At 69.4% G+C, this 25,166-nt stretch carries 1 protein-coding gene; it reads left to right on the top strand.

What is annotated here, in order from left to right:
- Positions 1-175 precede the first annotated feature (175 nt).
- Complete coding sequence (locus ACLIVD_RS41815) at positions 176-25,129, top strand: non-ribosomal peptide synthetase (RefSeq protein WP_491933643.1); 24,954 nt, start codon at positions 176-178, stop codon at positions 25,127-25,129.
- Positions 25,130-25,166: the final 37 nt, after the last annotated feature.

Here is a 25,166-nt window from a genome sequence, read left to right on the forward strand (position 1 = left end):
CCCCCGCGTGGTAAGCAACGCGCTTGCTCATTATTGTCTGAGTAGCGAATTTCGCGAACCGGGAATCTCCAGGTTCAGGCCCATCTGGACAGAGGCGGGCCAAATCACAGTAACGAAGCGGCGTGCGGGCCCGACTTCTGTTCGGATCGGGAAACATGGACGGGGGACAACCACTGTGAGTGAGTTCCCTCTGTCCAAAGCACAACATGGAATCTGGTTCGCCCAGCAACTCGATCCGAGCGTGCCCCTCAACGTCGCCCAGTATGTGGAAATTCGGGGAAATGTCGATGTGGGGTTCCTGGTGGATGCCACCGACCGCGCATCCCGCGAGCTTCAGTCGGCCTGTGTCAGCCTCGTAGACAAGGGCGACGAGGTTCTGCAGATGGTGGATGTCGAGATCGACGATGCGATCTCCTACTGCGACCTACGCGGCGTCGAAAATGCCATCGCCGAGGCACACCGTTGGATGACCGCGGAGTACAGCCGCCCGCTGAATGTGCTGAAAGACCGGCTGATCGTCGCCACATTGCTGCATGTCGGCGAGGACCATTACTTCTGGTTCTCTCGCGTCCACCACATCGTGATCGACGGTCACGGCGGCATGGTGCTCACCAACCGTGTGGCCGAGATCTACAGCCACCTCGTGAACGGCACCGAGCTCCCGGCGTCCAAGGCGCTGAGCCTGCGCGAGCTGTACGACGCCGAAGACGCCTACCGATCCACGAGCAGGTTCGAGACGGACGGAAACTATTGGGCCGAGCGCATCGCCGGCCTGCCCGACCCCGCCCGTCTCACAGACCGCGAAGCCTCACCCGTCGCACCCTCGCTTCTCGTCGGCGGCACCATCGCCGACGGCATTTCCCAGAGTATCGGCGACGTTGCCCGACGCTGGAATTCGTCCGACGTCCCCGTCGTCGTCGCCGCGTTCGCCGCCTACCTCGCACGAATGACCGGCACCACCGACATCGTGCTGAGCCTGCCCGTCTCCGCCCGCACCACCGCGGCCACACGACGCTCGGCCGGCATGGTGTCGAACATCGTCCCGCTGCGCGTGCAGGTGGACGCGGAAGTGAGCGGTGCGGAGCTCGTCCGACGGGTGCAGCTCGAGCTCACCGGGGCGCTGCGGCACCAGCGGTACCGCTACGAAGACATGCGACGCGATCTCCCCGACGGCGGTGCGCGGCGCGGCGGCTTCGGTCCCACCGTGAACTTGATGATCTACCACCAGGAGATCGTGCTCGGAGACGTCGTCGGCGTCTTCCATCCACTTACCAGCGGTCCGGTGGACGACCTCGCACTCAATCTTTACCCATCGGTAACTGGGCGGGGTACGCGCATCGACTTCGAGGCCAATCCCACGCTTTACGAAGAAGCCGAGCTCCGAACTCAGTACCGCCGGTTCCTGAACTTCCTCGAGACGTTGGTTGGCGCGGAGGACGACACCCCGGTCGGGGCACTGCCAATTCTCGACGAGACCGAGCAAGCGGTACTGGTGCCCTGCTCCGGGTCGCCCACCGTTCCGCCGGCGACGCTGCCCGAACTGTTCGACGCCGGACTGCGCGACCCCGACGCAATCGCGGTGCGGCACGCGGGCGTCGACCTCTCCTACGGAGAGTTGGACGCATGGTCGAACAGTCTTGCCCGTCGGTTGATCGAGCGCGGTATTGGTCCCGAGGACGTGGTGGCCGTGATGCTGCCGCGCTCACCCGAATCGGTGGTGGCTCTGTGGGCCGTCGCCCGTGCGGGGGCGGCATACCTGCCCGTCGACCCCAGCTACCCGGCTGAGCGGATCGCGTTCATGCTCGCCGACTCCGGGGCCACGGTGACATTGGCCGCAAACGCCTCGGTGGTGCCCGCCGGAATCGACTGGGTGGAGGTGGCAGACCAGCCCGGCGACTCGTCACCGGTTGCCGACGCGGATCGGGTTCGCCCGCTGCGCCTCGACCACCCCGCGTACGTGCTCTACACGTCCGGCTCGACCGGCACGCCTAAGGGGGTGTCGGTGACGCACCGGGGTCTGGCCGGCCTCGCCTCCGCGCGTGACGGTCTCTACGACGTCGACGACTCCGCCCGTGTCGCGCACTTCGCGTCCCCGTCGTTCGACATCTCCCTCGACGAACTGCTGCTTGCGTTCACCGCCGGAGCCACGCTGGTGATCGTGCCGCCCGATGTCTTCGGCGGCGAGCTGCTGACGGAGCTGCTGCGCACGGAGCGTGTGACGCACGCCGTACTCACCCCTGCGGTCGTGGCCACCCTGGTGCCGACGGATCTACCCGACCTCCGCGTCCTCGACGTCGGCGGCGAGGCTCTGGCCGGCGCACTGGTCGAGGAGTGGGCGCCCGGCCGCCTGATGGTCAACGGCTACGGGCCCACCGAGGCCACCGTCACCACCCTGTTCAGCCCACCTCTGGTACCGGGAGAGCCGGTCACGATCGGCCGTCCCGTGCCGGGCACCGACGCACTCGTGCTCGATGGCCGACTCCGTCCGGTCCCCGTCGGCGTGGTCGGGGAGCTGTATCTGGCGGGGGAGAGCCTGGCCCGGGGATATCACCGGCGCACCCGGCTGACAGCCGAGCGATTCGTCGCCTACCCGCACGGCGCCGGGTCGCGGATGTACCGCACCGGTGACCGGGTGCGGTGGACTCCCGACCACCAGCTCGAGTTCGTCGGCCGCACCGATACCCAGGTGAAGATCCGCGGGTTCCGGGTGGAACTCGGCGAGATCGACGCCGTGCTCACCGCCGCGCCCGGCGTCGACCACGCCGTCACCGTCATACACGGTGCCGGAATGTCCTCGGGCACAGTGGTGTCGTACGTCAGCGGCGCGACCGACCCAGCGACAGTGCTCGACTTCGCCGCCGCCCGGCTTCCGCACTACATGGTGCCGGCCTCGGTGACCGTGCTCGAGCAGATGCCGCTCACCCCCAGTGGCAAGGTCGACCGCGCGGACCTCCCCGAACCGGTCGTGTCACCGTCCCGCGCGCCGCACGGCGAGGTCGAAGAACTCCTGGCTGCGGTGATCGCCGACGTTCTCGGACTGCACTCCGTCGGAGCCGACGCCGACTTCTTCGCGCTGGGCGGAAATTCGCTCTCCGCAACGCAGGTCGCTGCCCGGCTCTCCGCCCGGGGACACGCGGTCGGGGTGCGCGACATCTTCGAGGCACCCACCGTCGCGCTGCTGGCCGCCAGAATGGGCGCTTCGCGTTCGCGCGTGGCCACACCGCCGCTGCGCCCCTCCGGCGAGGACGGGGGCGCGGCGTCACTAGCACCGGCGCAACAGCGACTGTGGCTCCTGGCGCAGGCTGCGCCCGAATCGCCCGCCTACAACGTGCCGTTCGTCATCGAACTCGACGGTGCGCTGGATGCGTCGAGTGTGGCTGCGGCGGTGCACGACGTCCTCGACCGGCACGCGGTGCTGCGCACCGTCTACCCCGACACCGACAACGGTCCCGTGCAGGTGGTCACCCCGAGCGTCGTGGATCTGACACCCATTCCGCTCGAGCTCGAGGCACTCGACGCCGCCGTGGCCGAACTCGCAGGCCGCGGCTTCGACGTCACCACCGAGACGCCGGTGCGCATCCGCCTCTACCGGCTCGCCCCCACCCGCCACGCCCTCGTCGTGATCGCGCATCACATCGCGATGGACGGCCTGTCGTTCGCGCCGCTCACCCGTGACGTGATCACCGCCTACGAGGCACGTCGTGCCGGCATCGCGCCGAGCTGGCCCGAGCTCGATGTGCAGTACACCGATTACGCCCGATGGCATCGTGGCATCGTGGACGCCGCCGCCCCCGGCGACATCGACTACTGGACCACCCAACTCGACGGTGCGCCCGAGTTGCTGCCACTGCCCACCGACCGGCCCCGCCTCGCGTCAGGGTTGCACCCGGCGGGATCAATACCGCTGGCGTTCGACGCCGATCTACACCGGTCGGTGGAAGAACTCGCGCGGACGCATGATTCGACGCCCTTCATGGTGGTGCACGCCGCACTGGCCGTCACATTGAGCGCGCTGGCGGGCACCGACGACATCGCCATCGGGACAGCGGTATCGGGGCGCACCCATCCCTCGCTCGACGCGCTGGTCGGCATGTTCGTGAGCAACGTCGTGCTCCGCACCCGGGTATCCGCGCACCAGACCTTTGCCGACGTGCTGTCGGACGTTCGCCGCACCGACCTGGACGCCTTCGCGCATTCCGAGACACCGTTCGACCAGGTGGCCGACGCCGTGACGGGTGGGGTATCGGCGCCGCATCATCCGCTGTTCCAGGTCGCGCTGGCATTCGAGAACGCCGCCACCGAACCCGAACTGAACCTCCCCGGTCTCACCGTGCGCCCGTACGCCGTCCCCGCGCCGGTCGCACGCTTCGATCTGGAACTGGCATTGGCCGAGCAGCAGTCTCCGGACGGCAATGCGGCCGGGCTGCTCGGGACCGTCACCTATTCCCGCGCACTGTTCGACGACACCACCGTGTTCCGCTGGACTCGACTGCTCGAACGGGTGCTGCGGACCATGGTGGCGCACCCCGAAACCCCGGTGCGCACGGTGGAGCTGCTCGACCCCGACGACCGGGCCGCGCTGGTCCCGCAACACGGACCCGCCGCCGCATCGGCCGTCACCCTGCCCGCGCTGCTGGGCGCCGGCATCGCGGTGGTCAGCGGTTCCGGCGGGCTCACCCCCGCGGAACTCGACGATCGGGCCAACCGGCTGGCACACCAACTGATCGAGCGCGGCCTCGGCCCCGGCGACGTGGTGGCCGTGCAACTGCCGCGCTCCGTCGAATGGGTGACCGCGTTGTGGGCGGTCACCCGGACCGGTGCGGCGTTTGTGCCCATCGATCCCACCTACCCCGAATCGCGTGTGGCGCACATCCTCGCCGACTCCGGGGCGCGCGCTGTACTCACCGACAGCGACATGCAGCACCTCGGCGACAATCCGTCCCCGGTCACCGACGCCGATCGGGTGCGTCCGCTGCGGGTGGACGATCCCGCGTACGTCATCTACACCTCCGGATCGACCGGAACTCCCAAGGGTGTCGTCGTCACCCATCGGGGGCTGTCGAGTCACGCTGCGGCCCTGCGGAAGTCCTACGCCGTGGACAGCGGGTCGCGGATACTGGCGTTCGCGTCGCCGAGCGTCGACGCGTCCGTCCACGAACTGCTGTCGGCGTGCGGTGCGACGCTGGTCCTCGCGCCCACCGACGTCTACGGCGGTGACGAACTGACGGAACTCCTGCAGCGTGAGCGCATCACCCACTGGACCACCACCCCGGCCGTCCTCGCTCTCACCAAGCCCGACGGTCTCGACCGTCTGCGCGTCGTCGCGGTGGCCGGGGACGTGTGCCCACCGGAACTGGTGTCGCGGTGGGCGCCCGGTCGCGCCCTGCTCAACCTGTACGGGCCCACCGAGGTCACCATCTGGGCCACCGGCACGGGACCACTGGCCGCGGATGACTCGGTGACCATCGGCAGTCCCATCGACGGCATGTCGGTGCTGGTGCTCGACGCGGCGCTGTGCCCGGTACCCGTCGGCGCGGTGGGAGAGCTGTACCTCTCCGGACCGGGCCTCGCCCGTGGATACGTCGGCAGACCCGGGTGGACGGCGGAACGCTTCGTCGCCAACCCGCACGGCGACGGTCGCATGTACCGCACCGGGGACCTTGTCCGCTGGACCGCCTCGCGCCACCTCGACTTCGCCGGACGCGCAGACGATCAGTTGAAGATTCGTGGTTTCCGAGTGGAACTCGGCGAGATCGATGCGGTCCTGGGGGCGGCTCCCGGCGTCGACACGACGGTGACGATCGCGCGCGACGGCGCCCTGCACTCCTATGTTCACGGAGCCGACGTGGATACCGACGCCGTACTGGCCTTCGCGTCGCAGCACGTGCCCCGGCACCTGATTCCGGCATCGGTGACCGTACTCGAGCACCTGCCGTTGACGCGTGGCGGGAAAGTTGACCGGGCGGCACTGCCCGATCCCGTGATCCGGGCAGCATCGAGCCGGGAAGCGCGCACCGCGACGCAGGAACTGGTGGCCGTCGCGTTCGCTACCGAAATCGGGACCGAAGGCATCGGTCTCGACGACAGTTTCTTCGATCTCGGCGGAAACTCACTGGGAGCAACACGCCTCGCCGCCCGTGTGGGGTCGGTGCTGGGACGCCGGGTCTCGGTGCGCGACATCTTCGAGCACCCCACCGTGGCCGAACTGGCTGCCCACGTGACGGGGGCCGCCGACCGTCCCGCGCTCGTGTCACGCGAGACGTCGGGACCGGTGCCGCTGTCGGTGCAGCAGCAGGGACTGTGGCTGGTCAACCAGCGCGACCCCGCCACCGATCCCTACGCCATGGGATTCGAGGTGGACCTCGACGGCACCCTCGATGTGGAGGCTCTGCGGGCCGCTGTCCGGGATGTGCAACACCGGCATCGGATTCTGCGCACGGTGTTCCCCTCGCTGGACGAGCAAGTGGTGCTCGAGGAGGCGGACTGCGTTCTGGCGGACGCCGCCGTCGGCGGTATCGACCTCACCCGTGACATTCCAATTCGGGTGACCCTGTCGCAGCGTGCCTCCGACCGGCACACCGTTGCCATCCTGCTGCACCACATCGCCGTCGACGGACTGTCCCTGCGGCCGCTGCTGCGCGACCTCACCGTCGCCTACGCTGCGCGCACCGCCGGCCGCGTTCCCGACTGGGCGCCACTGCCGGTGGAGTACTCGAGCTACGTGCTGTGGCAGCGAGAGGTACTCGGAGACGCGGACGATCCCGCTACCCTCGCCGCCCGCCAACTGGCCTATTGGGCAGAGGCATTGGACGGACTTCCGGCGGTGTTGCCGTTGCCGCTGGACCGACCGCGGCCCGCCGGCGCGCTCACGCTGGGACACACAACCTTCGCCGTTGGTGCCGAACAGCACCGTGCTCTGGTCCGGTTGGCGCGCGAGCACGACGTGACCCCCTTCATGGTGCTGCACGCAGCCCTCGCGGTGCTGCTGCGTGCCCTGACCGGCACTGACGACATTGCCGTCGGCACGTCCACGGGTGGTCGCGGGGATCCGGCACTCGACGATCTGGTCGGCATGTTCGTCGGCACCCTGGCGCTACGCACCCGGATCGACCCCGCCGCGCGCTTCGCGGACCTCCTCGAGGCAGTGCGGACAGCGGACCTCGGGGCCTTCGCGAATACCGACGTGCCCTTCGAACAGGTCGTGCGACAGCACGGTACGGAATCCGGCCAGCTCGAGCACCCGCTGTTCCAGGTGATGTTCGCGTACGAGAACTTCGGCGCAGCCGAGGTGACACTGCACGGTCTGACAGCACGGGTCCGGGACGTCCAGACCCACGCTCGACCGTTCGACCTGGACCTGACCGTACGCGAGCGACGCTCGGACGACGGCACCCCCGAAGGACTGCACGCGGACGTGAACTTCCCGCGTGAACTCTTCGACACCGAGACCATCGACCGGTGGATGACGTTGCTGCAGCGAATACTCCTCGCCGCAACATCGGATCCGTCGGTGACGGTCGGGAATCTGGACCTGCTCGAGCCGGACGAACTTGCCGCACTGGTACCGCGCGTCGGTCCGGTCGCCATTCCGGCCGCGACTTTGCCCGAACTCTTCGACGGCAGCCACGACGCGGTAGCGGTGCGGTGCGCCGGCGTCGAGGTCACCTACCGCGAGCTGGATGCCCGGGCGAACAGGTTGGCCCGGCGGCTGATCGCGCGCGGGATCGGACCCGAGGATCTGTTGGCCTTGATGCTGCCGCGGTCCGTCGAGTCGATCGTCGCCGTGTGGGCCGTCACGCGCAGCGGCGCCGCGTTCCTCCCGGTGGATCCGGGATATCCGGCGGAGCGGATTGCTTTCTTGCTCCACGACTCCGGTGCCACGGTGGCACTGGCGGCCGACGCGTCGCACGTGCCCGAGGGCGTCGAGTGGATCGACGTCGCCGACGGCCCGGGCGATGCGGCCGCGGTCACCGACGGTGACCGCGTTCGTCCGCTGCGGGTCGACCATCCGGCATACGTGCTCTACACGTCCGGTTCCACCGGCACGCCCAAGGGTGTCGTCGTGACCCACCGCGGGCTGGCGCCGCTCGCCGACGCCAACGCCAAACTCGGACTGCTCGATTCGGACGCACGGGTCGCGCACATCGCGTCGCCGTCATTCGACCTCTCCATCAACGAGATGCTGCTCGCCTTCACCGCAGGTGCGACCCTGGTGATCGTGCCGCCAGGGGTCCTCGCCGGCGACGAACTCGCCGACGTGCTGCGCCGCGAACAGGTCACCCACGTGATGGTGACACCGAGTGTGCTGGCGTCACTGGAGCCGTCGTCGGTACCGGACCTGCGGGTGATCGACCTGGCCGGCGAAGAACTGCCGTGGGAACTCGCTCAGCGATGGGCGCCCGGACGCATCGTCGTCAACGGGTACGGGCCGACCGAAACCACCATCGTCAACTTCATGAGCGACCCCCTCACGCCGGGCGGTCCGCTGACCATCGGCGGCCCCATCGAGGGAACCGAAGTGCTGGTGCTCGATTCGCGGCTGCGTCCGGTTCCGGTCGGTGTCACCGGCGAGGTGTACCTGGCGGGGGAGAGCCTCGGCCGGGGATACCACGGCAGACCGGGCCTGACGGCCGAGCGGTTCATTGCCTACCCGTCCGGCAACGGCACGCGGATGTACCGTTCCGGCGACCTGGCCCGGTGGACGCCCACGCACGAACTCGTGATCGTCGGGCGCGCCGACAACCAGGTGAAGATCCGCGGATTCCGGGTGGAACTGGGCGAGGTGGACGCTGCACTGCGAGCGGCACCCGGCGTCGAGAGCGCCGTGACGCTGGTGCACGGCACCACGCTGGCGTCGTACGTCACCGGATCTGTGGAACCGGCTGCAGTGCAGGCGTTCACGGCCGACAATCTGCCTCACTATATGGTGCCCGGTTCGGTTACGGTGCTCGACTCGATGCCGCTGACCACCAACGGCAAGGTGGATCGGGCCGCTCTACCCGAACCCGGGGCGTCCGTGGTGCGGTCACGGAAGCCGCGCGGCGCCACCGAAGAGGTCGTGGCCCGGGTGATCGCCGACGTGCTCGGCCTGCAGTCGATCGATGCCGAGACGGACTTCTTCGCGGTCGGCGCCAGTTCCCTGACCGCCACCACCCTCGCGTCGAGGGTCGGGCATGCCCTCGACCGGCAAGTGAGTGTGCGCGACGTCTTCGAAGCTCCCACCGTGGCGGCGCTGACATCCAGGCTGCTCCGCAGCCCGTCCGTGCGCGAGGAGTCTCTCCACTCGTCGTCGACCACGCACGGGCGCGAAGCGCCTCTCGCGCCGGCGCAGGACCGCCTGTGGCTGCTGGACCGGATGAACCCCGGCGCCGCCGACTACGTCGTCCCGTTCGCGATGGACCTGAGCGGCGCCGTCGACGTCGACGCACTGGCCGCCGCCGTGCGGGACGTGGTGGACCGCCATGAGCCGCTGCGCACAGTGTTCCGGGACAGCGAGACCGGAGCGGTGCAACGGGTATCCGAGGCGGCACTCGATCTCACCCCGGTCGCGGTCGACGAACACCGACTCGGCGAGGCGATCACCGCACTGACAACCGCCGGGTTCGATCTCACCCGGGATACGCCGGTTCGCGTCCGGCTCTTCGACCGCGGAACCCCCGGTTACACCGTGGCCGTCGCCGCCCATCACATCGTCTTCGACGGACTCTCGGCCGCCCCACTCGCCCGCGACCTGATGGCCGCCTACCGCGCGCGCCGGGACGGCCACGCTCCCGATTGGGACGGCCTACCGGTCCGGTACGGCGACTACGCCCGCTGGCACCGCCGGATAGTGGAGGAAGACGCCAACGGCGACCTCGCGTTCTGGAAGGCCACCCTCGACGGACTGTCGGAACGGCTGCAGCTACCCACCGATCGGCCGCGTCCGGCGACGGCAACCACCCCGGATCGCGTCCCGTTCACGGTGGACGCGAGTACCCACCGTGCCGTGGAGGAACTGGCCAGACGATGCAGCGCCACCCCGTTCATGGTGGTGCACAGTGCCCTGGCGGCCACCCTGGCCGTCCTCACCGGAGCCGACGACATCGCCGTCGGCACGCCGGTGTCCGGTCGCAGCGATCCCGTCCTGGACGATCTGGTGGGCATGTTCGTCGGCACCGTCGTTCTGCGCACCCGGGTGGATCCGAGAATCCCGTTCGCCGATCTCGTCTCCTCCACCCGCGTCGCGGATCTGGCGGCATTCGCGCACAGCGAGCAACCGTTCGACCGGGTTGTCGACGCCGTCGCGCCGACCCGCTCCGCCACGCATCACCCGCTGTTCCAGGTGATGCTCGCCTACCAGAACTTCACCGAACCCGAGATTCGATTCGACGACGTCACCGTACGCAGTCGCGACACCCCGAGCAGCGTCAGCCGCTACGACCTGGAGATCGAGATTCGGGAACGCCGCGCCGAGGACGGCGCGGCCGCCGGACTCGACGGCGTGATCGCCTATCCGACAGAACTGTTCGACCGTGCCACCATCGTCCGGTGGTCGAGACTGCTGCAGCGGGTGCTGCAGTCGGCCGTGATGGACCCGTCGGTGGCGGTCGGCGATCTCGACCTGCTCGAGCCGTCCGAGGCCGCCGACCTGGTCCCCGCCCACGGGGAGGTGGCACTCTCGCCGATCACGCTTCCCGAGCTGCTCCGTGGCAACTCCACACAGATTGCGGTGCGGTGCGGCGCCGACGAACTGACCTACCGTGAGCTGGACGAGCGAGCGAACCGGCTGGCGCGCAAGCTGATCGGACTGGGCATCGGACCCGAGGACGCGGTAGCGCTGCTGCTGCCCCGCTCGATCGACTCGGTGACAGCGGTGTGGGCCGTTGCCCGGGCCGGTGCCGCGTCGCTGCCGATCGACCTGGACCATCCGGCCGAACGTACCGCCCGCATCCTCACCGCCGCTGGAGTGCGCGTCGCGATCGCGCACGACGCGCAGCTCGTTCCCGACGGCATCGTGTGGATCGACGCGCGCGACCAGCAGGGGGATTCGGAACCGATCGGCGACGCCGAGCGCGTCCGGCCGCTCTCGGCGGATCATCCCGCGTATGTGGTCTTCACCTCCGGGTCGACCGGTGCGCCCAAGGGGGTCGTGGTGACTCACCGTGGCTTCGCGAACCACGCCGCCGAGGTCCGTGCCCGCTACCGAGTGGGACCGGACGCCCGTGTCCTGCACTTCGCGGCCCCCAGCTTCGACGGCGCCTTCCACGAAATTCTCGTAGCCGCTATCGGCGGCGCCACCCTGGTGATCGCCCCACCCGGCGTGGGGGGCGGCGACGAGTTGAAGGAGCTGCTCGTCCGCGACCGCGTCACCCACTGGACCACCACCCCCTCGGTGCCCGCGCTGATGGATCCGGAAGGGCTGGACTCACTCGAGTTCCTGGCGGTGGTGGGGGAGGCGTGCCCACCGGAGGTGCTCGAGCGCTGGGCCGCCGGACACCGGACCGTCGTGGATCTGTACGGACCCACCGAGCACACCGTGTGGGCCACGGGAAGCCGCGAGTTGCAGCCCGGCGACCTGATCACCATCGGCCGTCCGATCCGTGGTGCGTCCGCTGTGGTGCTCGACGCCCGTCTTCGGCCGGTGCCGGTGGGTGTGCTCGGTGAGTTGTACCTGTCGGGTCCGGCGCTGGCCCGCGGCTACCTCGGTGCACCCGCCCTCACGGCGGAACGATTCGTCGCGAACCCCTACGGATCCGGTCGCATGTATCGGTCCGGCGACCTGGTGCGCTGGACGGCCGACCACACCCTCGAGTTCGTCGGCCGCACTGACAGTCAACTCAAGATCCGCGGATTCCGCGTGGAACTCGGCGAGATCGACGCGGCACTGTGGTCGGCGCCGGGCGTCGACACCGCCGTCACCGTGCTGCACGACAACATCCTCGCCGCCTATGTCCACGGCCATGGCGAGCTCGACCCCGCAGCGTTGCGCGCGTACCTGGCCGAGCGACTGCCGCACTATATGGTGCCCGCCACCGTGACCGTGCTGGACGCCGTGCCGCTCACGGTGAACGGCAAGGTGAACCGTGACGCTCTGCCCGCACCCGAACTGCCGGCATCCATCCGACGCCCGCAGACCCCCGTCGAGCAGACGGTGGCGGACGCGGTGGCAGCCGTCCTCGGGATCCCCGACATCGGCGCCGACGCGGATTTCTTTGCTCTGGGCGGAAATTCGCTCTCGGCCACCCAGGTGGCGTCGCGACTGGCAGCGGTGTCCGGACTGCGCATCGGGGTGCGCGACCTGTTCGACCGGCCCACCGTCGCCGCGCTGGCCGCCCTGATCGAGGAGGGCGGTGACCAGCGTCCACCGCTCGTTGCCGAGAACACGGACCAGCCGGCGCCGCTCGCCTATGCGCAGCAACGGCTGTGGTTGCTCAACCGGGTCGACCCCCAGTCGCCCGCCTACAACGTCCCGTTCGCCGTCGACCTCGACGGTGACCTCGACGTCGCCGCACTGTCCGCCGCCCTGCACGACGTGGTGGACCGGCACTCCGTGCTGCGCACCGTCTTCCCCGACACCGAAACAGGACCCGTCCAGAAGGTCGTCCCCGCCGCCGTCGACCTCACGCCCACCGAGGACGAGGCCACCTTCGCCGTCCGCGGGTTCGACCTCACCACCGAGCCGCCGCTGCGCGCCGCCCTGTTCGAGGTTGCGCCGCATCGCCACACCCTCGTCGTGGTGCTGCACCACATCGCCGTCGACGGATTGTCGTTCGGTCCGCTGATCCGGGACGTGGCCAGCGCCTATCACGCGAGGACGTCCGGCCGTGCCCCCGACTGGGCACCGCTTTCCATCGCCTACACCGACTACGCCCGGTGGCAGCGCCGCGTCCTCGGAGACATCGCCGACCCCGACAGCCGGATGCGACGCGAACTCGACTACTGGACCTCCGCCCTCGACGGCCTGCCCTCCCTGCTGCCGCTGCCCACCGACCGGCCACGGCCCGGCACCGACCGGCTGACCGCCCGACACGTCCCGTTCTCGGTGCCCGCCGAGTTGCACCACCGGTTGGAAACAGTGGCCCGGGAGCAGAACGCGACGCCGTTCATGGTGCTGCACGCCGCACTCGCCGTCCTGCTGTCCAAGCTGACCGGTGCCCACGACCTCGCCGTCGGAACACCGACGTCGGGGCGCACCCACCCGGCGCTCGACGACGTGGTCGGCATGTTCGTCGGCACCGTCGCCCTGCGCAGCCGCATCGACCCACGCGGCGGGTTCGACGCCCTCCTTGCCACCATTCGGGAAACGGACCTGGCCGCGTTCGCCCATTCCGAGGTGCCGTTCGAACTGGTGGTGGATGCGGTCGCGCCTACCCGCTCCACCACGCATCACCCGCTGTTCCAGGTGATGCTGGCATTCGACAACTTCGCGTCCGTCCCGGACGTCGCGCTGCCGGGGCTGGATGTTCACGGCCGTGAACTCGGCACCGGCACCAGTCGCTTCGACATCGAGGTGTCCGTCCGCGAACAGCGCGGCGAGAATGGTGAACCCGTCGGTCTCGACGGCGTCTTCGTCTACCCGGCAGAGCTGTTCGATTCCGAGACGGTCGAGCGGTGGGCGGAACGCCTACTGAGGGTGTTGCGTGCCGTGACCACCGACGTGCAGGTGTGTGTCGGATCGATCGACGTACTGAGCGAGTCCGAACGCGCCGCGAGTGTCTCGGGTGTCGACGGTGCACCATCGGAAGAGTCGTCGTTGGCGGAACTGTTCGAGCGGCGCGCCGCCGAGAATCCCGACGCGGTGGCGATCACGTTCGGTGACACCACGGTGACCTACGGCGAACTGGATCACCGCTCCGCGGAGATGGCCGAGAACCTGCGGGCGTCCGGCGTGGGAGCCGAAGACCTGGTGGCCATCGTCCTGCCCCGCTCGGTCGATCTGCTCGTGGCGATACTCGCCGTGACCCGCGCCGGTGCCGCATACCTGCCCATCGACGTCGACTACCCCGCCGACCGCATCCGATACCTACTCGACGACGCCGCTCCGGCGGTGGTGATCTCCGAAATGCCGCAGGCGAGTCACACCGTGCCCTTTGACGCGCCTCGCTGCGCACCCGGGGGAGCGGCGTACGTGATCTACACGTCGGGCTCCACCGGGCAGCCGAAGGGCGTGCAGGTCACCCACGCCAACGTACTGGCGCTGCTCGCCAACACCCGCGAGGAATTCGGCTTCGGCCCGGGCGACGTGTGGACGATGTTCCACTCACACGCCTTCGACTTCTCGGTCTGGGAGATGTGGGGCGCCCTCACCACCGGCGGACGGCTCGTGCTGGTCGACCGCTACCTGGCCCGCTCACCCCGTGAATTCGCCGAAATGCTGGTACGCGAAGGTGTCACCGTCCTCAACCAGACGCCGTCCGCCTTCGGTCAACTCGTCGAGCACATTCACACCTCCTCGCTGCGGCTGCTGATCTTCGGCGGTGAGGCCCTCGAGCCTGGCGTGGTCGTGCCGTGGCTCGAGCATCACCCGAACGTGCGTGCGGTCAACATGTTCGGCATCACCGAAACCACGGTGCACGTCACCCGCCACGACCTGACGCCGGGAGACGGCCGCCGGTCCGTGGGCATAGCGCTGCCGGGACTGCGGGCGTACGTCCTGGACGCGTCGCTGCATCCCGTGCCGCCGGGGACGGTCGGCGAACTGTACGTCTCCGGCGCACAGGTGGCGCGGGGTTACCTCGGTCGGCCCACCCTCACCGCCGAACGGTTCGTCGCCGACCCCTTCACCCCCGGCACCCGCATGTACCGGACGGGCGATCTCGTCCGCGTCCACACTGGCGGTGGACTCGAACACATCGGCCGCGCCGACACCCAGGTGGCGGTGCGCGGCTACCGCATCGAGCCCGGCGAGATCGAGGCGGCACTTCTGCGGCGTCCCGACGTCGAGCACGCCGCAGTGATGGTGCGGGGCAGCGCCGTCGGCGACCAACTGGTGGCCTACGTGGTGAGCACCTCTGACTCGCGCACCCTCCTCGATTACCTGCGATCGGTGTTGCCCGAATATCTCGTACCGGGTGCAGTGGTGCCCGTCCCGACCTTCCCGCTGACTCCCCACGGGAAATTGGACCGTCAGGCTCTGCCGGAACCGACCCTCCACGCTGCCGACTCCCACGCACCCCACGGGCCCATCGAGGAGGTGGTGGCCGGTGTGTTCACCGAGCTTCTCGGTGGCATCGAGGTAGGCGCCCGGCAGAGCTTCTTCGACCTGGGCGGCAACTCGTTGATCGCCACCCGGGTGGCCGCCCGGCTCAGCGCCGTCTTCGACACGGACGTGACGGTCCGCGACCTCTTCGAGGCAGCCACCGTCGCGGAACTGGCGGCGCGGGTGCAGGAGCGGGCCGGGGACGGCCGCCGCCGACCGCCACTGGTGCCGGTCGCCGCGGGTGAACAGCTTCCGCTCTCGCCGGCGCAGGAACGCATGTGGATCCTCAACCAGTTCGACACGGGAGCGGCCGGGTACAACATCCCGCTCATCGTCCGACTCGACGGCGACCTCGACGTGGAGGCACTGGCCGCGGCCGCGCGCGACGTCGTGCACCGCCACCGCACCCTGCGCACCGTGTACCCGCGGACCTCCGACGGTGTGCAGCAGCTGGTGCTCGAGGCCGCCGAGATCCCACTGGACCTCACTGCGATCGCCATTCCCGCCGACGCCGTCGCCGCCCACGTCCGGGCCCTCACCGGTGACGGTTTTGACGTGGCCGCAGAGCCGCCGCTGCGGGTGCGCCTCTACCGGACCGCCGCAACCACCCACGTGCTCGCCCTGGTGGTCCACCACATCGCCGCCGATGCATGGTCGCTGACCCCGCTGATCCGGGACACCCTGGTGGCGTATCAGGCCCGGCTCGCCGGCGCCGGCCCCGAATGGCCTGTGCTGCCGGTGCAATACAGCGACTACAGCATCTGGCAGCGTCGCATGCTGGCCGAGGACAGCGCGAACACCGACAGCGCACTGTCGAATTACTGGCTGGGTGCCCTTGCCGGGCTACCCGAACTGGTGACACTCCCGCCCGACCGCCCCCGCCCCGCCATCCCGTCGGGGGAGGGAGCCGCGCATTCGGTGGTGGTGGACGCAGCGTTGCACAAGTCCCTGGCCGCACTGGCCCGCACCGGCCGGGCCACGACGTTCATGGTGTTGCACGCCGCACTCGCCGCGCTGCTCGCCCGGTACAGCGGTAGCCAGGATGTTCCCATCGGCACCGCTGTCGCCGGCCGCACCGACCCGCAACTCGACGACGTCGTCGGCATGTTCGCGGGCACCCTGGTATTGCGGGCCACCGTCGACGCGACCGCCAGCTTCACCGAACTGCTCGCCCAGGTGCACGAACGTGACATCGCGGCCTACACCCACGCCGACATGCCGTTCGAGTCGCTGGTGGAATTGCTCAACCCGCCGCGATCGGCGTCGCACCACCCGCTGTTTCAAGTGGCACTGTCTATGCAGCGACACCGCTCCGGCCCCCTCACCCTGCCTGGGCTCACGGTGACCCCGGTGATCCCGGACATCGAATTCGCCAACTTCGATCTGCAGCTCACCGTCGCCGAGCCCGGGCCCGGCGAGCCGATGACGCTCCACTTCGGCTACAACCCAGAGCTTTACGACCACGGCACCGTGGCCGAATTCGCTGCGCAGCTGGTGCGGTTCCTCGAGGCGGTCACCGCGAACCCCGACGTCTCGGTGGGCGATGTGGACCTGCTGAGCGCGGCCGAACGGTCCGCCCTGGTCCCGGCAACCGGGCCCCGCGCATCGGGCTCGGTGACGTTGCGGGCCATGATCACGCGTGGCGCCCACGTAGCGCCGGACGCCGTGGCGGTCCGCGACTCCCACACCCAGCTGACGTACCGGGAACTCGACGCCCGTTCCGACGCCATCGCCCGCGAACTCGTCGAATCAGGTGTGCGGCCGGGCGAGGCCGTCGTCTGGTCGGCGCCTCGTTCGACCGAATCCGTGGTGAGGTTGTGGGCGATCGCGAAAGCAGGCGCAGCACCCGTCCTGATAGACCCGGCGCTGCCCGAAGCTCGGGTAGCGGCTATGCGGGGCGTCGCCGACAGCCTGCCGCGGGCGACGGGCACGGCGTACGTGGTGTTCACGTCCGGGACCACGGGCACCCCCAAGGCCGTGGTGGTCACAGACTCCGGCCTCGCCGCGCTGGACGCCGACGTGGCGTCGAGATTCGGCGCCGCACCGGGCTCACGGGTACTGCACCGCGCCGCGGCCGGGTTCGACATGACCCTGCTCGAGGTCCTGATCGCAGGTGCATCCGGGGCCACACTGGTGATCGCGTCCGACACCGAATTCGCCGGTCCGGCACTGGGCGAGCTCCTTCGCCGCGAACGGATCACCCACGCCTGTCTCACGCCCACCGTCCTCGCGACACTCGGAGACACCGTACTGCCCGACCTGGAAGTACTGATGGTGGGCGGAGAACGACTCGGACCCGAGCTGGTCGACCGCTGGGCACCGGGGCGCCGGCTGGTCAACGGCTACGGCCCCGCCGAGACGACGATGTACACCATCGCGACCCGCCCCCTGTCGCCCGGAACGCCGGTGACCATCGGTACACCGATCCGCGGCGTCACCGCCCTCGTGCTCGACGACCGGCTGCGCCCGGTACCCGTAGGCGTGCCCGGTGAGCTGTACCTGTCAGGCGGCGCGCTGGCCCGCGGCTACGCCGGACAACCCGGGCTCACGGCGGAACGCTTCGTCGCCGGCTCCGACGGCGCACGCTACTACCGCACCGGGGACCTGGTGCGTTGGCGGAACGACTACGAATTGGAGTACCTGGGCCGCAACGACAGCCAGGTCAAGATCCGCGGCGTCCGCGTCGAACCGGGTGAGATCGACGCCGCCATCGCCCGCGTCGCCGACGTCGACTTCGCGGCCACCATCGTGCGCCCCACCCCGACCGGTTCCGACTCGCTCGTCTCCTATGTGCTGCCGCACCACACGCACTTCGACGCGGATGGACTACGGCGTCGCCTGGCCGAACTGCTGCCGTCGTACCTCGTGCCGACGGCCGTCGTGGTGCTCGATTCGCCGCCGCAGACGGTCAACGGCAAGCTCGATCTGCGTTCCCTGCCCACACCCGAACTCGGTGTGGGCGTGTACGAACCGCCCGTCACCGATACCGAACGCGCGGTGGCCGCCGTCTTCGCCGAGGTCCTCGAACTGCCCGAGGCCGGCCGTGGGGCACATTTCTTCGATGCCGGTGGTAACTCGCTGCTGGCAACCCAGCTGACCGCGCGGCTCGCCGAGGCCGTGGGCCACCCGGTGTCGTTGCGCAGCCTCTTCGCCCATCCCACGGTCGCGGAACTGGCCACCGCCCTCGACGACGTCGTCCCCGAACCGGATCTGCGCCCCACGCTCATCCGACGACCGCGTCCGGATCGAATTCCCCTGTCGCGCAGTCAGTACCGGATGTGGGTGCTCAACCGCCGCGACCCGTCGTCCGCGGTCTACAACCAGCCCGCAACACTGCGCCTGGACGGGCCGCTCGACGTGCCTGCACTGTCGGCGGCCCTCACGGACGTCGTTGCCCGGCACGAAGTGCTGCGAACCCAGTACCCGGCCGCAGCTGGGGAGTTGCCCCACCAGCAGATCATCCCGGCCCCCGAACTGGACCTCACACCCCGGGCCACACACCCGGAGACTCTGGGCCCCGTGGTCGCCGCATTCGCGGCCGAAGGTTTCGACCTCACCCGCGAAATGCCCCTGCGTGTCCGGTTGCTGCAGATCGGCCCCGACTCGTACGTGCTGGCTGTGGTGCTCCACCACATCGCCGCCGACGGCTGGTCCCTCACCCCCTTGGTGGCCGACGTGCTCACCGCCTACCAAGCGCGTCGCGCCGGACACACACCCGACTGGGCGCCGCTGCCCATCCACTTCGCCGACTACGCGCTCTGGGAGCAGGAATTGCTGCGCAGCGGGTACGCGACACGCAGAATCGAGCACTGGCGACGCGCACTCGACGGTGCGGAGTCGGGTGCCGCACTCGTCCCGGACCGGCCACGGACCACCGATACCACGGGCGCCACCGCGGGGGCGGTGACCTTCAAGGTCCCCGCCGACGTCCAGCGAGCCGTCCACCGGTTGGCCCGCGACCACCGTGCCACCCCGTTCATGGTGCTGCACGCGGCCCTGTCGGCGCTCCTGTCGCGGCTCGGCGCGCACCGCGACGTCACCGTGGCCACCGCGGTCGCCGGCCGCGGCGACCGCATCCTCGACCCGCTGGTCGGAATGTTCGTCAACACCCTCGCGCTGCGGGCGCAGGTCCAGCCGGACATGCCGTTCACCGGACTGCTGGCCCAGGTGCGCGATTTCGACGTGGATGCGTTCGAGCACGCCGACGTGCCCTTCGAATCGATCGCCGACCTGCTCGGGGGACGCACACCACAAGTCGCGCTGGCAGTGGAGAACCTCGACCTACCTGCCGTCGACGTGGCCGGCCTTCGCGTCGAAGTCCGGGAAGTCGATACCCACACAGCAAAATTCGATCTCCATCTCACAGTTCGCGAGCGATGGGACGGTGAGGAGCCCGCAGGGATGGACGGCGCCGTCGCCTACTCCGCCGACCTGTTCGATTCCGCCACCGCAGCCTCGCTGGCAGCCCTGCTGGGGCAGGTGCTCGAGGCCGTCGCACGCGATCCGCAGGTGACGGTGGGGGAGATCGCGCTGACGCCGGCACCTCCGCTCACCGGCGGACCCGCTGACGACATCCGCACCCTCACCGACATCTTCCTGTCGACCGCCGCCGCGCACCCCGACCGTCCGGCTCTCACCGACGGCATCCGGACACTGTCCTACCGGGAACTGGCCGAGGTATCGGAACAGCGGGCTGGTCAGCTTCGCGACGCCGGCGCCGGTCCCGGAACGGTCGTGGAGATCTGCCTGCCGCGCTCGATCGACTTCGTGGTCGAACTCTGGGCCGTCACCCGGACCGGGGCCACCTTCCTGCCGCTCGACCCCACCCACCCCGCCGAACGCCGGGACGCGATGGTGGCGCAGGCGCAGACGTCGGCCCAACCGGCGGTCGCGTACATCATCTACACGTCCGGATCGACCGGCGCCCCGAAGGGCGTGGCCGTCACACACCGCGGACTGGGCGCCCTCGCCGACGAAGCCGTCCGCCGGTACCGAGTACACCCGCAGGCGCGGGTTCTGCACGGCTACAACCCCACCTTCGACGCGGCGCTGCTCGAGATGCTGCTGGCCTTCCGGTCGGGCGCCTGCCTCGTGGTGGCACCTGCCGACGTCTACGGCGGCGCCGAACTGCAGCACCTGCTCACCGAGCAGAACGTGACGCACTACCTCTCCACACCCTCCGTCCTCGCCACCCTCGAGCCGCGGAAACTGGAGACCCTGCAGGTGGTCGCCGTGGGCGGCGAGGCTCTGAGCCCGGAGCAGGCCGCAGCCTGGAGCGAAGGGCGGCTGATGCTCAACGCCTACGGGCCCACCGAGTCCACAGTGGTGGCCACCCTGGCCGAGGTGGACGCCGACGTCACCATCGGCACACCCGTCCCCGGCACGACAGCGACGGTCCTGGACGACCGGCTGCGTCCGGTACCACTCGGGGGTGTCGGCGAACTGTACCTGGAGGGACTGGGACTGGCCCTCGGGTACGTGGCGGCCCCAGCGCTGACGGCCGCGAACTTCATTGCCGGACACGGCGGAATGCGGCGCTATCGCACCGGCGACGTGGTGCACCGCCGCGCCGACGGTGCCCTGTCCTACATTGGCCGCGCAGACCGTCAGTTGAAGGTGCGCGGCATGCGCATCGAGCCCGCCGAGGTGGAGGCCGCCCTGCTGGCGCTGCCCGGTGTCACCCAGGCAGTGGTGCTGCTGCTGCGCCACGGTCGGCTGGTCGCCTTCGTCACAGGTGCGGGAGTGGCGGCCGAATCGCTCCGCGCGGAGTTGACCCGGCAACTTCCGTCCCACCTCGTACCGCAGCGCATCAGGGTTCGCGACAGCCTGCCGCTCACCTCCAACGGCAAGCTCGACACCCAGGCACTCGAGGCGAGCGACATCGACACCGACTCCTCGACCCCACCGCGGACCGTGACCGGGGAACTGGTAGCAGGGGTATTCGCCGAAGTGCTCGGAGGCGCGAGCGTCGGTGGCCACAGCGACTTCTTCGACATCGGCGGCGACTCCTTGTCTGCCACCGCGGTGACGGGGCGACTGTCGGCGGCGTTCGGCGTGGACGTTCCCGTCAGGGCGCTGTTCGATCAGCCCACCGCCGCCGGCATGGCCGTGTGGCTCGACCAGCGCCACGCGGCCGCGACACGCATTCCACTGGTGCGACGGAACCCGGACACCCGGATTCCGTTGTCCCCGCCGCAGCAACGGCTGTGGCTGCTTCACCGCATCGATCCCAGCGCCTCGATGCACCACCTCGTGTTCGTGCAACGGCTCGGCAGCGACACCGACCTGGACGTACTGCGATGCGCACTCGCCGACGTGGTCGACCGGCACGCCGTGCTACGCACAGTCTTTCCCATCGATGACAGCGGCCCGCACCAGGTGATCGTTCCGGCGGACATCGACCTGCATCCCGTCACAGCCGCCGATGTGCCGGCCGAGGTCGCGGAATTCGTGCGGCGACCCTTCCAGCTGGAGTCGGAAACCCCGCTACGCGTGGAACTGTGGTCCGAAGGCGGCGGCAACCACGTGCTCGCCGCCGTCGTCCACCACATCGTGCTGGACGGCGGATCCATGGGCCGGTTGGTCACCGACCTCGAGGCCGCCTACACCGCTCGCAGCGGAGGACGCGAACCACAGTGGGCGCCGCTTCCCATCGATTACGCGGACTACAGCGTGTGGCTGCGCGCGGTGCTCGGCGACCCCGCCGACCCCGACAGCGTCGCCCATGCTCAGCTCGACTACTGGACCCGGACACTCGACGGCGTCGACGCCCCGATCGCGTTGCCCACCGACCGTCCGCGACCCGCCCAATCGAGCCACGCAGGCACCACCGTCGAGTGGACACTGGACCCCGACGTGCGTCAACGATTGTCCGACGTCGCCCGTAGTCAGGGCGTCACGGTGTTCATGGTGCTGCACGCCTCGCTCGCCGTTCTGCTGTCGCGCGAAGGGGGGCACCCGGACGTCGTGATCGGCACCGCCGTTGCCGGACGACCCGACCCCGCCCTCGACGCGGTGGTGGGGATGTTCGTCGGCACCGTCGCCTTGCGCACCGACGTGAACTCCGCCGCAACCTTTGCCGCGCTCCTCGAGCAGGTGCGGGCGGTGGACCTCGACGCGTTCGCCCACGCCGACGTGCCGTTCGACGACGTGGTCGCCCACGTGGCACCCCACCGCTCCACCTCGTACAACCCGCTGTTCCAGGTAATGCTCACCTACCAGCACGCAGCGCCGCAGCCGGGCGGTCTGCCCGGAACCGAGGTCAATGCCGTCGGAGCTACCAGTGCCACGGCTGAATTCGACCTGGTGTGGGACTTCACGGAATCGGTGGGGGAGCTGACGCTGCGGCTGTTGTACGCCACGGACCTGTTCGACGACTCCACCGCCCGGGCGCTGGCACAGCGCTTCGAGCGCATCCTCGACGCAGCCCTGACCGATCCGTCCGGGGTGGTCGGCGACATCGACATCCTCGAGGCGAGCGAACGTGCGGCCCTCGTCAGTGGCCCTACACGGAACTATCAACCGAAGACTCTCGCCGCGATCTTCGAGACCCAGGTCCGGGCCACCCCGCACGCCATTGCCGTCGAAGACGGCGGCGTGCAGTGGACCTACGAAGAACTGGACGACGTGGCGGAACGGTGGGCCGGGGCGCTCTCGGACCGTGGCGTCGGATCCGAGGATGTGGTCGCGGTCGCCACCGGTCGTGGCCGGCACTGGGTGGCCGCGGTGTGGGCTGTGGCGAAAGCGGGCGCGGTCTGGCTGTCATTGGACCTGTCGCATCCCACCGAGCGTCTGGAATGGATGCTCGCCGACTCCGGTGCCGTGGTCGGGCTGACCGTGCCCGAGCGCGTCGCCGAGCTCCCGTCCAGCGTCGCGTGGCTCCCACCCGTCAGTACCTATCTATCGCCCGCGGTGAACAACTACCCACGGGTGGAGAGTGCCGCGTACCTGATTTACACATCCGGTACCACCGGAACACCCAAGGGCGTCGTGGTGCCGCATCGCGGCCTGGTGAATGTGGTTGCCGCGCAAGCACCCGTGCTCGACGTCGACGGTGACGTGCGGGTGCTCCAGCTGGCGTCCCCCACCTTCGACGCCTCACTCTTCGAGATGCTCTACGCGCTGTCGTCCGGCGGCACTCTCGTGGTCGCACCGGACTTCAGCTACGCCGGCGATCAGCTGGCCGACGTGGTGCGCCAGGAGCGCATCACCCACCTCATCGCGACACCCACCGTGCTGGCCACCCTCGATGCCGACAGCCTGGGCGACGAAGGACCACGTACCGTGGTGTCGGTCGGCGAACGCCTACCGTCCGCATTGGCGGCGACCTGGGCATCACATCACCGGCTCTTCAACGCCTACGGCCCGACGGAATTCACAATCCTGGCATCGGTCGCAGGACCGCTCACACCAGCCGACATCGATGACGGCGTCGACATCGGAGACGTGATCGACGCGGCCGCCGCCCTCGTGCTCGACCCGCGGCTGCACCCGGTTCCCGACGGCGTGACAGGCGAGCTCTACCTGTCCGGAACCAGCGTCGCCCGTGGCTACCTCGGGCAAGGTGGTCTCACCGCCACGCAGTTCGTCCCGAACCCGTACGGGAAACCCGGCGACCGGATGTACCGCACCGGAGACCTCGTGCACCGCAACGCACACGGAGCCCTGGACTACCTGGGACGCAATGACGCGCAGGTCCAGCTGCACGGCATCCGCGTCGAACCCGCCGAGGTAGACGCCGCCCTGGCCCGCCATCCCGACATCCGGTTCGCGATCACCACACCGGTGACGGCTCCCGGCGGACAGCCCGTCCTCGTCTCCTACCTCGTGGCCGAACCGGACTCCACGCTCACCACACACACAGTCCTCGACTTCGCCCGGACGGTCCTGCCACGCCATCTGGTGCCGTCCGCCATCGTCATGCTAGATAGCCTGCCGGTACTACCATCGGGCAAAGTCGACCGATCCGCGCTTCCCGAGCCGGAATTCGATCCGGACACGCCGCTGACACCGCCGACCGGATATCTCGAGACCGTGGTCGCCGAGTTAATGGCCAACGCCATCGGAACGGACTCCATCGGCGCGGATCAAGATTTCTTCGCCCTCGGCGGCACCTCCATGGGCGCGGTGGCCGTCGCCGATGAACTGCGCACCAGGCTGGACCGGGACGTGCCCCTGCAATGGCTCTTCACCGACCCCACCGCCGCGCGACTCGCCAAGCGCATCGAATTCGGCAGCGATTCGCCCGAAGATCCGTTCGCCGCCGTGGTGCGCCTCGGCGGAGACGGCGACGGTCCACCACTGTTCTGCATCCACCCCGCGGCGGGAATCGCCTGGTGCTACAACGGACTCGCGGAACATCTCCCCGAACGCGTGCTGTACGGAGTGCAGGCAACCGGTGACACGGACCTGCCCTCGTCCATTACCGAGCTGGCCAGCCGCCACATCGACGCCATCCGCACGGTGCAGCCGACCGGCCCGTACCACCTGCTCGGCTGGTCCCTCGGCGGCACCGTGGCACAGGAGATGGCCGTGCAACTACACGAAGCAGGCCAGGAAGTGGCCACCCTCGCCATGCTCGACACCCTGCTGCCCGAACACCGTGCCGCGCTCGTGAACCCCGGCGACAACCAGCCCCAGCTGGGCCTACCCCCAGAGCTTGGAGAGGCGGTGTCGCCCGATCGGGTCCAGTCGCTCGGCGAGCTACTCATCCGTCTCGAACAGATCGCATCGACACATCAGCCCCGACACTTCGACGGTGACGCCGTGTTCTTCACCGCTGCACATGATCTCGACCGTCATCCGGAACTAGTCCCGGACTGGCGGCGACACTTCGGCGGAGCCGTCACCGAACACCGCATCGATGCTGTTCACGCAGACATGGTCGGGCGTGGACCGGTGGCCATGATCGGACGAAGACTACGGGGATCGGGAGGCCACTCCGGACCGTGAAGCACCCCGCCGCCCCTGACCGCGGCCATCACTACGA

It is taken from the genome of Rhodococcus sp. G6(2025), from assembly GCF_058628105.1.